At 41.0% G+C, this 13,014-nt stretch carries 11 protein-coding genes; all 11 read left to right on the forward strand.

Annotation, left to right across the window (positions count from 1 at the left end; all coding sequences use genetic code 11):
- Positions 1 to 23 precede the first annotated feature (23 nt).
- The 11 genes from fabD (at position 24) to murC (ending at position 12,777) form a co-directional block, all read left to right on the forward strand.
- Positions 24 to 947 (forward strand): ACP S-malonyltransferase, encoded by a 924-nt coding sequence (gene fabD, locus AB6M99_RS01605; RefSeq protein ID WP_121835091.1) that lies wholly within the window; start codon positions 24 to 26, stop codon positions 945 to 947.
- Positions 948 to 1,685, forward strand: a complete 738-nt coding sequence (gene fabG, locus AB6M99_RS01610; RefSeq protein WP_121835092.1) for a 3-oxoacyl-[acyl-carrier-protein] reductase — start codon at positions 948 to 950, stop codon at positions 1,683 to 1,685. It abuts the gene before it with no gap.
- Between the two features lie 74 nt (positions 1,686 to 1,759).
- Positions 1,760 to 2,989 carry a beta-ketoacyl-ACP synthase II gene (gene fabF, locus AB6M99_RS01615; protein WP_121835093.1) on the forward strand — a complete coding sequence of 410 codons (1,230 nt, stop codon included), beginning with the start codon at positions 1,760 to 1,762 and terminating at the stop codon, positions 2,987 to 2,989.
- Positions 2,990 to 2,992: 3 nt separating this feature from the next.
- Complete coding sequence (gene accB, locus AB6M99_RS01620; protein ID WP_121835094.1) at positions 2,993 to 3,463, forward strand: acetyl-CoA carboxylase biotin carboxyl carrier protein; 471 nt, start codon at positions 2,993 to 2,995, stop codon at positions 3,461 to 3,463.
- A complete protein-coding gene (gene fabZ / locus AB6M99_RS01625; RefSeq protein WP_121835095.1) occupies positions 3,460 to 3,885 on the forward strand; it encodes a 3-hydroxyacyl-ACP dehydratase FabZ in 426 nt (141 codons plus the stop codon). Before accB ends, fabZ begins: the two co-directional genes overlap by 4 nt.
- Before the next feature lie 184 nt (positions 3,886 to 4,069).
- Positions 4,070 to 5,440 carry an acetyl-CoA carboxylase biotin carboxylase subunit gene (locus tag AB6M99_RS01630; RefSeq protein WP_121835096.1) on the forward strand — a complete coding sequence of 457 codons (1,371 nt, stop codon included), beginning with the start codon at positions 4,070 to 4,072 and terminating at the stop codon, positions 5,438 to 5,440.
- 63 nt (positions 5,441 to 5,503) lie between these two features.
- Positions 5,504 to 6,370 carry an acetyl-CoA carboxylase, carboxyltransferase subunit beta gene (gene accD / locus AB6M99_RS01635; RefSeq protein ID WP_121835097.1) on the forward strand — a complete coding sequence of 289 codons (867 nt, stop codon included), beginning with the start codon at positions 5,504 to 5,506 and terminating at the stop codon, positions 6,368 to 6,370.
- Positions 6,367 to 7,137 (forward strand): acetyl-CoA carboxylase carboxyl transferase subunit alpha, encoded by a 771-nt coding sequence (locus tag AB6M99_RS01640; protein ID WP_121835098.1) that lies wholly within the window; start codon positions 6,367 to 6,369, stop codon positions 7,135 to 7,137. Before accD ends, AB6M99_RS01640 begins: the two co-directional genes overlap by 4 nt.
- Before the next feature lie 95 nt (positions 7,138 to 7,232).
- Complete coding sequence (locus tag AB6M99_RS01645) at positions 7,233 to 10,325, forward strand: DEAD/DEAH box helicase (RefSeq protein ID WP_121835099.1); 3,093 nt, start codon at positions 7,233 to 7,235, stop codon at positions 10,323 to 10,325.
- 406 nt (positions 10,326 to 10,731) lie between these two features.
- Entirely contained in the window at positions 10,732 to 11,337 is a 606-nt protein-coding gene (locus tag AB6M99_RS01650; protein ID WP_121835100.1) for a hypothetical protein, read from the forward strand.
- Between the two features lie 108 nt (positions 11,338 to 11,445).
- Positions 11,446 to 12,777 carry a UDP-N-acetylmuramate--L-alanine ligase gene (gene murC, locus AB6M99_RS01655; protein WP_121835101.1) on the forward strand — a complete coding sequence of 444 codons (1,332 nt, stop codon included), beginning with the start codon at positions 11,446 to 11,448 and terminating at the stop codon, positions 12,775 to 12,777.
- Positions 12,778 to 13,014: the final 237 nt, after the last annotated feature.

Below are 13,014 nucleotides of genomic sequence, written 5' to 3' on the forward strand. Positions count from 1 at the left end.
AAATGCTCAAAAAGGATATTAACATGTCTAAAAAAGCTTTTTTATTCGCAGGACAGGGTGCTCAAAAACTTGGGATGGCTAGAGATCTTTATGATGCCTATCCTATTGTTAAGGAGACCTTTGATACCGCTAGTAGCATTTTGGGTTATGACTTGCGTGAGTTGATTGATAACAATGAGGAAAAATTAAATCAGACTCGTTACACTCAGCCAGCTATTTTAACAACATCGGTTGCTATTTACCGTCTTTTAGCTGAAAAGGGAATGACTCCTGATATTGTAGCTGGCTTGTCTCTTGGTGAATACTCAGCTCTTGTAGCAAGTGGTGCATTGCGATTTGAAGATGCAGTTGCTCTGGTTGCTAAGCGTGGTGAATTTATGGAGACTGCCGCACCGGCTGGTAGTGGTAAAATGGTCGCGGTTATGAATACAGATCCTGCTTTAATTGAAGAGATTTGCCAAAAAGCCTCTGAAAAGGGTGTGGTAACTCCTGCTAACTACAACACTCCCGCACAAATTGTTATCGGCGGTGAAGTGGAAGCAGTCGACTATGCTGTCGAGTTGTTGAAAGAAGCAGGAGCTAAGCGATTAATTCCGCTTAATGTTTCTGGGCCGTTCCATACAGCTCTACTAGCATCGGCCTCTCAGAAATTGTCTAGTGAACTTGATAAGGTTGATTTTTCGGACTTTAATTGTCCTTTAGTTGGAAATACCGAAGCTAACATAATGGCTAAAGAGGCTATTAAGTCTTTACTTGCTCGTCAAGTGATGGAACCTGTTCGTTTTTATGACTCGGTAGCAACTATTCAGGAGTTTGGTATAGAAGAAGTGATTGAAATTGGGCCTGGTAAGGTTTTGTCAGGATTTATTAAAAAAATTGATAAAAACCTTCCAGTAAAAACAGTAGAGGATTTAGATTCTTTACAATATCTTCTGGAGTGTAATTAAATGGAAATTAAATCAAAAAATGTTTTTGTCACAGGGTCAACTCGAGGAATTGGTCTCGCGATTGCCCATAAATTTGCTAGCCTTGGTGCTAATGTCGTTCTTAATGGTCGCTCTGCTATTTCTGAAGAATTGCTGGCGCAATTTGCTGATTATGGCGTTAAAGTGTGTGCTATTTCTGGCGACATCTCAAAATTTGAAGATGCCGAACGTATGGTTAAGGAAGCAACTGCTATTTTAGGTAGTGTTGATATCTTAGTCAACAATGCTGGTATCACTAATGACAAATTAATGCTTAAAATGACTGAGGAAGACTTTGAAAAAGTTCTCAAGATCAATTTGACTGGTGCCTTTAACATGACAAAATCAGTCTTAAAACCGATGACTAAAGCCAGAGAAGGTGCTATCATCAATGTGTCATCTGTTGTCGGTTTAGCTGGTAACATTGGTCAGGCTAATTACGCAGCTTCAAAAGCGGGGCTCATTGGTTTTACCAAGTCTGTGGCTAAAGAAGTAGCCATGCGTGGTGTTCGTGTCAATGCTATTGCTCCTGGCTTTATTGAGTCAGATATGACTGATGTTATTCCAGAAAAAATGAAAGAAGCAATGTTGTCACAAATTCCAATGAAAGTGATTGGAAAACCTGAACAAGTTGCAGAAGTTGCGGTTTTCTTAGCCCAACAAGAGTACCTAACTGGTCAAGTGATTGCTATTGATGGTGGCATGACCATGCAAGGTTAAGCCAAGTCAATAAAGCGTTTATGTTGCTAAATAGGAAAGATAAGTGAGAAGGCAGATTGCCAAGGAGAAAGAAGATGACAAATCGTGTTGTAATCACAGGTTATGGTGTGACCTCGCCAATCGGAAATACACCAGAAGAATTTTGGGCTAGTCTTCGTGATGGTAAGATTGGAATCAAGCCAATTACGAAGTTTGACACAAGCGACTTTGCAGTTAAAAATGCAGCTGAAATTCAAGATTTTCCTTTTGATAAGTATTTTGTCAAGAAAGATACAAACCGTTACGATTTGTATTCATTATATGCTCTTTATGCCGCTAACGAAGCTGTCAATCATGCTAATTTAGATGTTGAAACGATTGATACAGACCGTTTTGGTGTTATCGTTGCCTCAGGTATTGGTGGTATCCAAGAAATTGAAGAGCAGGTTATTCGTTTGCACGAAAAAGGACCAAAACGTGTGAAACCAATGACGCTACCAAAATGCTTGCCAAATATGGCGGCAGGAAATGTTGCAATGGCATTTAATGCTCACGGTGTTTGTAAGTCTGTAAACACAGCTTGTGCCTCATCGAATGATGCTATTGGTGATGCTTTCCGTACTATCAAATTTGGTTTACAGGATATCATGCTAGTTGGTGGAGCAGAAGCGTCAATTACGCGCTTTGCGATTGCTGGTTTCCAAAGTTTAACAGCATTGTCTACAACAGAAAATCCAGAACGTGCCTCTATTCCATTTGACAAAGACCGTAATGGTTTTGTCATGGGAGAAGGGTCAGGGATGCTTGTCCTAGAAAGTCTTGAGCATGCACAAAAACGTGGAGCGACTATCTTAGCAGAAGTAGTTGGTTACGGCAATACCTGCGATGCTTACCACATGACTTCACCGCATCCAGAAGGTTTGGGTGCTCGTAAGGCAATGTCACTTGCCCTTCAAGAAGCAGGTATTGAAGCATCGGATGTTGATTATGTTAATGCTCATGGAACGTCAACTCCTGCTAATGAAAAAGGTGAAAGCCAAGCTATCGTAGCGGTTTTAGGCAAAGATGTCCCAGTATCATCAACAAAATCATTTACAGGTCACCTATTGGGTGCTGCTGGAGCTGTTGAGGCGATTGCAACTGTTGAAGCCATTCGCCATAGCTTTATTCCTAAAACTGCGGGAACGCAAGAATTATCAGAAGACATTGAGGCCAATGTCGTTATGGGACAAGGTTTAGAACGAGAAGTTAAATATGCGATTTCAAATACCTTTGGATTTGGTGGGCATAATGCGGTTCTTGCCTTGAAGCGTTGGGAGGATTAAAACGTGAATATTAGTGAAATCAAAGATTTGATGGCTCAATTTGATCAATCGAGTCTTCGTGAATTTACTTATAAAAAAGACGGAAACGAATTGTCGTTTTCAAAAAATAAGCAAAGCAATTTTTCTGCAGCCCCTGTAGAAAGCCAAGCACCTGTTATGCAAACGGCAGCTGTTGAGACTGTGCCAACTCCTCAAAAAGAAGAGGGTCAAAGTTCTTCGCCAGCTCAACTTGCAGCAGAGGGGGATGTGGTTGAAAGTCCTCTAGTTGGAATTGCCTACTTGTCACCAGGACCAGACAAACCTACCTTTGTATCCGTTGGTGATACCGTTAAAAAAGGTCAGACGCTTCTCATTGTTGAAGCCATGAAGGTGATGAATGAAGTTCCAGCACCAAAGGATGGTGTGGTAACAGAAATTTTAGTAGCCAATGAAGAAGTGGTAGACTTTGGAAAAGGATTGGTGCGTATCAAATGACGATAGATATTGCTCAAATCAAAGAAGCCTTACCACATCGCTACCCATTTTTGTTGGTTGACCGTGTTCTTGAAGTTTCAGAAGATGAAATTGTAGCCATCAAAAATGTAACGATTAATGAGCCGTTTTTCCAAGGTCATTTTCCACAATACCCTGTAATGCCTGGCGTTCTTATCATGGAAGCCTTGGCACAGACTGCAGGTGTTTTGGAGCTATCTAAAGAAGAAAACAAGGGGAAATTGGTCTTCTACGCAGGGATGGATAAGGTTAAATTTAAAAAACAAGTTATCCCAGGAGATCAACTTGTGATGACAGCTAAATTTGTTAAGCGTCGTGGGACTATTGCTGTCGTTGAAGCGAAAGCAGAAGTTGATGGCAAACTAGCTGCGAGTGGTGTCCTCACATTTGCCATTGGAAACTAATGGCATCTTCCTGTGAACCGATTAAGTTGTATTAAATGGGATAACTTATATCGGGATGGTTTCATTTGTCTAGCCATAATGGTAGTGGCAAATGATGACGCATTAGTCTTTAAAAAATGAGAGAGGATGAAACGTAAATGGCATTTCTGCGATAGGTTGAGATGTTGTTTATGGACTCATAATTATGTTTAAAAAAATTCTTATTGCCAATCGTGGCGAGATTGCGGTGCGCATTATCCGTGCAGCGCGTGAACTGGGAATTGCAACGGTTGCGATTTATTCAGAAGCTGACAAAGAAGCTCTTCATGTAGCTCTTGCTGATGAGGCTATCTGTGTCGGTCCTGCAAAATCCACAGATTCCTATCTTAATATGAACGCGGTGCTATCAGCAGCGATTGTGACAAAGGCGGAAGCGATTCACCCAGGATTTGGTTTTTTAAGTGAAAATTCAAAATTTGCAACCATGTGTGAAGAGATGAATATTAAATTCATAGGACCATCTGGAGCAGTCATGGATAAAATGGGCGATAAAATCAACGCTCGTGCTGAAATGATAAAGGCAGAGGTCCCAGTAATCCCAGGTTCTGATGGAGAAGTTTTTACTGCTAAAGAAGCAATAGCTGTCGCAGACCAATTAGGTTATCCTGTAATGCTTAAAGCCTCAGCGGGTGGCGGTGGAAAAGGGATTCGAAAAGTGAACAGTCACGAAGAATTGGAGCCGGCATTTGAATCTGCCTCTCAAGAAGCCCAAGCTGCTTTTGGTAATGGCGCTATGTATATTGAGAAAGTGATTTATCCAGCACGTCATATCGAAGTGCAAATCTTGGGAGATTCTTTTGGCAATATTGTCCACTTGGGAGAACGTGATTGTTCTTTACAACGAAATAATCAAAAAGTTCTAGAAGAGGCACCATCTGTTGCTATTGGGAAAACTCTCAGACAATCTTTAGGTGAAGCAGCTGTTCGTGCTGCCCGTGCTGTGAATTATGAGAATGCAGGAACGATAGAATTTTTATTGGATGAACAGAGTGGAAATTTCTATTTTATGGAAATGAATACGCGTGTTCAGGTTGAACATCCCGTGACAGAGTTTGTGACTGGCGTTGATATTGTTAAGGAACAAATTCGTATTGCTGCCGGTCAACCGTTATCGTTTACTCAAGAAGAGGTTCAAATCACAGGGCATGCCATTGAATGTCGAATCAATGCTGAAAATCCAAAATTTAACTTTGCACCAAGTCCAGGGAAGATAAAGGAGCTTTACCTTCCATCAGGAGGTGTGGGATTGCGCGTGGATTCAGCTGTTTATAGTGGATATACGATACCGCCTTACTATGATTCAATGATTGCTAAAGTCATTGTGCACGGTGAAAATCGTTTTGATGCCTTAATGAAAATGCAACGTGCCCTTTATGAGCTTGAAATTGAAGGTGTCGTCACCAATGTTGATTTCCAGCTAGATTTAATTTCAGATAAGCATGTTATTGCAGGTGATTATGACACGAGTTTCCTAATGGAAACATTTTTACCTGCCTATGCTAAAACAAAAGACTGAATAGTGTAGAGCCTCAGTTTTATTTGGGGCTTTTATCAAAAAAATAAGAAAAAGAGGATAGTGATGGGATTATTTGATAGAAAAGAAAAATATATCCGAATCAATCCAAACAGGTCACTAAAAAAGACAGTTGAGCGTGAGGCACCAGAAGTTCCAGATGAACTCTTTGCCAAATGCCCAGCTTGTAAACATATGATTTACCAAAAGGATTTAGGGCCTGCTAAGATTTGTCCGACGTGCTGTTATAATTTTAGAATTTCAGCACAAGAACGCCTGAGTTTAACCGTTGACGAGGGGACCTTTGAGGAGTTATTTACAGGTCTTGAAACCAGTAATCCTCTTCATTTTCCTAAGTACCAAGAAAAGCTACAGGCGGCTAAAGAGGCGACAGGTCTCGATGAAGCTGTTTTAACGGGACTTGCTGAAATAGGTGGTTCAAAAATTGCTTTGGCGATTATGGATGCTAACTTTATTATGGGGTCTATGGGGACGGTTGTTGGAGAAAAGTTGACACTTCTTTTTGAATTAGCGACTGAAAAAAAATTACCAGTTGTTGTCTTTACAGCCTCTGGCGGTGCCCGTATGCAAGAAGGGATTATGTCCTTGATGCAGATGGCTAAAATTTCAGCAGCGGTTAAATGTCATTCCAATGCAGGGCTTTTTTACCTAACGATTTTAACGGATCCAACGACAGGTGGTGTTACAGCCTCTTTTGCTATGGAGGGTGATATTATCTTGGCAGAACCACAGGCTTTGATTGGTTTTGCTGGTCGTCGTGTGATTGAAACGACAGTACGTGAAGATTTGCCAGAGGATTTCCAAAAGGCAGAGTTTTTACAGGATCATGGTTTTGTCGACGCTATTGTCAATCGTTTGGAGTTGAAAGACACGATTGCCCAGTTAGTAGCTTTCCATGGAGGTGAAAAATGAGTACAGTAGGACGCATTTTAAAAGAAGCTAGAAGTCAGACGCGTCTGACCGCCTTAGACTACGCTAATCTTCTTCTGGACGATGTGATGGAATTACATGGCGATCGACAATTTTCGGACGATGGAGCAATTGTGGGTGGCATTGGTCGCTTAGCTGGTCAACCAATTACCTTTGTTGGAATCCAAAAGGGTAAGAATCTCCAAGAAAACCTCAAGTGTAATTTTGGGCAACCCCATCCAGAAGGGTATCGTAAAGCATTGCGCTTGATGAAACAGGCTGAAAAATTTGGACGGCCGATTTTGACCTTGATTAACACGCCAGGGGCTTACCCAGGTGTTGGAGCTGAGGAGCGTGGACAAGGTGAGGCAATTGCTCGTAATCTCATGGAAATGAGTGACCTGAAAGTCCCCATCATTGCTGTTATTATTGGTGAAGGTGGTTCTGGAGGTGCCCTTGCCTTAGCAGTAGCAGACAGGGTTTGGATGTTGGAAAATACGGTTTATTCCATTTTGAGTCCAGAAGGCTTTGCGTCAATCCTGTGGAAAGACGGTAGCCGTGCTTCAGAAGCGGCAGATCTGATGAAGATTACTGCGGGTGAACTTTTAAACATGAAGGTTGTGGATAAGGTTATTGCTGAACGAGGTTACTTTTCAAGTGAAATCGTTGAAGACTTGAAGCAACATTTGATGACAACATTTGATGAACTTGCCCAACTAGACACAGAAACCCTACTTCAAGAACGTTATCAAAGGTTTAGAAAATATTGAGATTGGAACTATCCAATCTTTTTATTGACACTTTTTTCTCTGAAAAACAAGGCTATTTTTGATATAATTAAGGGATAATGTAAAGGCGGTATGATATGGCAAAATTAATTCCTGGACGGGTCAGAAATGCTGGGATTTCTCTTTATGAGGAAGGGAAAGTGTCTTTTCTGTCGGAAAATGACAGTCGTTTGACCTTGCAAGTCGATAAGGAGCAGTTGACCTATGCAGAAGATGATAGTCTGATTACGTGTACCTGTCATTTCTTTACAGGGAAGGGCTACTGTGAACATCTAGCAGCGGCAGAAGCTTTTTTTAAGCATGATGCTGAGGGTAAGGATTTAGCGGCGCAGTTTTTGTCAAAAGAAAAAGAGAGAGAAACTAAAACGGTCGAGACATCTTTTGGTTCCTTATTTTTAGATGGACTTGTGATGAATGAAGACGATAGGGTGAAATATCGTTTATCTGCTGAAGGAGAGGAAGCTTTTTACACAAAAGAAATTCATTGGACATTGAGACTTAATCGCTTGCCTGATGAGCGTGCCTATGTGATTCGAGATATTGCAAGTTTTTTACAGTCTGTCGCAAAGGAGACCTCTTATCAGATAGGCAAAGGCTATTTCGAGCCACTTTCGTACATCCAGTTTGATGAAGCTAGTCAGAAAGTGATTGATTTTTTGTGGCGATTGATGCCTGATGAGAATCGTTTAGGGCTTGAAAGATTATTTCCTAGTCAGGGGCGCTACTTGAATCTACCAGCAGGCTTTTTTGAAGATGGGGTGGAATTGCTACAAGATTTGTATGACTTCTCTGTAGTGTTAAAAGGCGTTCATTTTAATCATGTCTCTTTTGATGAGTTGTCGGAAGCTAGTGAGCTATATCAGTTTGAGGTTTTGGTTCACAGACAATCTTTGGAGCTGGTTGTGGCAGAAAAGCAGGCGCAGGTTGTTTTTCATTTTGCCTATCTTTACTATGGTGGTGTTTTTTATCGGTTGACGAAGCGCCAGCAGAAATTGGCACAGGCACTAACGAGTTTGCCTATAGGAGCTGATTTAAGAAAACATTTGCACTTTAATCTTGATGATCAAGCAAAGTTAGCCGCAAGCCTTCTAGACTTTAAAACATTGGGCGTTGTCAAGGCGCCTAAATCGTTTGAAATACGAGATTTTGAGGTTCTTTTTTCTGTAGAAATGGCAGAGCAAAATCAGGTTTCCTTACAGATGACATTTGATTATGGCACTGTGAAGGTTTCTAACCGTGAGGACCTCAATCAACTTCCCTTTACCAGTCATTTTAAAAAAGAAGAAAAAATTATTCGAGTACTCCGAGAAGAGGGATTCCCGTTAGGATTTTTAAGTCAAAAAACGATTGACACTCCTGAATCCCTATATCATTTCTTTAATCAAACCCTGCCACGCTTAGAGAAATTAGGACAGGTAACCGTATCAGAGGGGTTGGCTGAGAAAGGTTTTTCCAAAGCTCCTGAAATAACCGTTGATAGCCAAGGGGGGCTGTTAGATATTTCTTTTGATTTTTCAGAAATTGATGCTGGTGATGTTGATGATGCCTTGCAGGCACTGATGACTCAAGCTCCTTACTTTGTTGGTAAGACAGGAAAATTACTGATTTTTGATGATGAAACCAAGCGCATTAGTCAAGTGTTGCAGCGGTTACGCCATAAAAACTTGGATAATGGGCATATTCAGCTCAACCAAGCCGCAGCTTTTCAGGTAATGGATGTTTTTAAGGATAATAAAGATATTTCCTTTACAAAAAGTTTTGAAGCGCTAGCTTTTGACTTAAGACATCCCGAAACGTTTGCACTTCCTAAAATTAGTGTAAATGTTCAAATGAGAGACTATCAGCAACTAGGTGTGAAATGGTTATCAATGCTTGCTCACTATGGATTTGGTGGCGTTTTAGCTGATGATATGGGGCTAGGAAAGACGCTTCAGACAATCGCCTTTTTGTCTGCTCACCTTTCAGAGGGAGATAAGGTCTTGATTTTAGCACCTTCTAGTTTGATTTATAACTGGAAAGATGAATTTTCTAAATTTACTCCTCATTTGGATGTGGCGGTTGCCTATGGACCTAAGCACCAACGTGATGTGACGATTTCAGAAGGGCACCAGATTACGGTAACGAGCTATGCTTCGTTCCGTCAGGATTTTTCTGAATACAATAAAACGACATATGATTGCCTCATCCTAGACGAGGCGCAGGTCATGAAAAATAGCCAGACCAAGATTGCGCAACATCTGAGAGAATTTGAGGTGAAGCACTGCTTTGCCTTGTCTGGGACACCTATTGAAAATCATCTTTTGGAAATCTGGTCAATTTTTCAAATTGTGTTACCAGGCTTTTTACCAAGCAAAAAAGAGTTTTTGAAGTTATCTGCCAAAGATATTGCGCGTTATATTAAGCCTTTTATCCTTAGAAGGCGCAAGGAAGATGTCTTGCCAGAATTGCCAGATTTGATTGAGATGACTTATCCAAATGAGTTAACAGAAGAACAAAAGGCAGTCTACCTTGCTCAATTAAGGCAAATGCAAGACTCTGTCCGTGGGGCAACAGATGATCAAATCAATGGTCGTAAAATGGAGATCCTCTCAGGCATTACAAGGCTCCGCCAAATTTGTGATACACCAAAACTCTTTATGGATTATGCAGGTGATAGCGGGAAGCTTGAAAGTCTGCGCCAGCTTTTGTCCCAAATCAAAGAAAATGGCAGACGTGCGCTTATCTTCTCCCAATTTAGAGAGATGTTAGATTTGGTGGAGATGGAATTAAGCGCTTTGGAGCTGACGGCTTATAAGCTGACGGGGTCAACTCCAGCCAAAGAGCGTCAAGAGATGACTAGAGCCTTTAACAAAGGGGCCAAGGACGTTTTTCTGATTTCTCTAAAAGCAGGTGGAGTAGGGCTTAATTTAACGGGTGCTGATACGGTGATTTTGATTGACCTGTGGTGGAATCCTGCAGTAGAAATGCAGGCGATCAGCCGTGCTCATCGTCTTGGACAAAAAGAGAATGTTGAAGTTTATCGCCTGATTACCAAGGGAACCATTGAGGAAAAAATTCTGGAATTGCAGGAAAATAAGAAGAACCTAGTGACCACGGTTCTTGACGGCAATGAAAGTCGCAGTAGCTTAAGTGTTGATGACATCAAAGAAATTTTGGGCATCAGCCATTAGGCGAAAGAAGTGAGAAAAAGAGAGTGGGACAGAAGTCATGATTTCGAAGAAATTGACTTCGTCGTCCCACCTCCGCACAGTTGATTAGGATGGCCGCTAACGATTGCGTAGCAAGGGTTTAGGACCTCCAATCAACCACTGCGTCAATCTGTTATTACCATTAAAAATAGAAGGTTGAGATATTTATGTCCCAACCTCTTTTGTGTTTCAGGATAGACCAACTTGTCTCAAAGTAAGTTCTATCTAATATTCTGTCACACCTAGAACTTCTTTGAGATTTAACCTCAGAAAGAAGCAAAAAAGTAATTTTTGATAAAATATGAATTTTAGTTTATAATAGGAATGCTACTATCGAGTTTTAGGGGAACTGATGATAGTAAGTGTCCAGATGTAGAAAGGTGAGCCTGTGGATAATTCTGTGAAACGATTTCCTTTAGTGGCTGATGACGAACCTGTTGTCGGCCCATTGAGGCAGATGGCCTTGTATAATGATGAGGATTTAATCACTAACATTCATGGTGATTATCAAGACAAAGATTACTATGATGTGACGAGAGACTTTCATGTTGTCAAGGATGTGGCTGACGTTCAGCAAGTCGCACCTGACCGCGCAGCCACAATTGAGGCTGGTAAGTCTTATGCCACACAGGCTCGTCAAGAAGCTAAGCGTGATGTCAAACAGAAGCGTCAAGCTTTTCTTGCCAAGGAAACTAAAAAAATGGCTAAGCCGACCTTTGGAAAAGAGGTCAAGCAAGCTCCAACGGTCAAACTGGTACATGTTAAAGAAGAATTGACAGGTCTGGCGCGTGCAGCACGAAAGTTGCATCAGGAACAGTACATTTTAGCGGAGATACCACGGACTTATGTCCCAGGTCAGACAACTGATGTCTCCCAAAAACCTAAAAATTCTTACGATTTTTTAAAGAAAAGTCAAATCTACAATTACGAAGAAAACCAAAATCGAAAAGAATATCAAGTGGCTCAGGAACTGAACCTTAGTCGCTTTGATTAAGTAATGACAATTTGTAAACGACTATAGAAAGGACTGTTCAACTGATATCAGTTGGGCATAGGACGACTTTCCTGCGGGCAAAATCGTCTGTTAGTGTGTTAAAACGTGATGACAAAAACCTATCATTTTATTGGCATTAAGGGCTCAGGTATGAGTGCTCTTGCGCTGATGCTTCATCAAATGGGGCATAGGGTGCAAGGTTCGGATGTTGAAAAATATTACTTTACCCAACGAGAACTAGAGCAAGCAGGTATTCCTATTTTGCCATTCTCAGCAGATAACATCACAGAAGATGTTGAATTGATTGCTGGAAATGCTTTTAAAGAAGGAAAAAATATCGAAGTTGATACGGCTGTAGCCAAAGGACTTCCTTATAAACGTTACCATGAGTTTCTTGGTGAATTTATGCGTCAATTTACCAGCATGGGTGTGGCTGGTGCGCATGGTAAAACCTCAACGACAGGTCTATTATCACATGTCTTGAAAAATATTACAGATACTTCTTATCTTATCGGAGATGGAACAGGACGTGGTTCAGAAAAAGCGCAATACTTTGTTTTTGAATCAGATGAATATGAGCGCCACTTCATGCCTTATCATCCAGAGTATTCAATTATCACCAACATTGATTTTGACCACCCAGATTATTTTACTAGCATTGATGATGTTTTCAACGCCTTTGATGATTATGCTAAGCAAGTGACTAAGGGACTTTTCATTTACGGAGAGGACACTTACTTGCGCCAAATCACCTCAGATGCTCCAATTTATTATTATGGTTTTGAGGAAAATAATGATTTTACAGCCTATGATTTAGTACGTACGACAACAGGTTCGGATTTCAAAGTTAAGCACGGAGATACAGAATTAGGAACTTTCCATGTTCCAGCATTCGGTAAGCACAACATTCTTAATGCTACGGCAGTGATTGCTAACCTCTATACTGCTGGATTTGATATGGAGCTTGTGGCTGAGCATTTAAAAACTTTTTCTGGTGTGAAACGTCGCTTTACGGAAAAAATTGTAAATAACCAAGTGATTATTGATGACTTTGCTCATCATCCAACGGAAATTATTGCCACTCTTGATGCGGCGCGTCAAAAATACCCATCTAAGGAAATTGTAGCGATTTTCCAACCGCATACTTTCACACGCACGATTGCGCTCTTAGATGAATTTGCTAGTGCCTTGAATGAGGCTGACGCTGTCTACTTAGCTCAAATCTACGGCTCAGCGCGTGAAGTGGATAATGGCGATGTCAAAGTGGAAGATTTAGCGGCTAAAATTAACAAACCGTCTGCAGTGGTAACTGTTGAAAATGTCTCTCCGCTTCTCAATCATGACAATGCTGTTTATGTCTTCATGGGAGCAGGGGATATCCAACTCTACGAACGTTCGTTTGAAGAACTCTTGTCTAATTTGAGTAAAAATAACCAATAGATAGCCGTTGTCAGTTGACGCTAAAGTTAAAAATGAAAATTCAGCTGAAGGAATCGTTTTGACTGCTTTTGGCGTTTTTCTGAGAAGGGGTTTGATGATTTAAAACGTGGCTATCACAAAGGTCGAGACTGCCATTGACAGGGTCACAGCTCTAATCATATGGCAACAATTAGGAAGAAGGGGCGGAACAAGGTTCCAGCCTTTTCCTATTAGGAGAAAGGAAAGTCCTATCGGAGA

The sequence above is a fragment of the Streptococcus hillyeri genome, from assembly GCF_041081565.1.
Classification (GTDB): domain Bacteria; phylum Bacillota; class Bacilli; order Lactobacillales; family Streptococcaceae; genus Streptococcus; species Streptococcus hillyeri.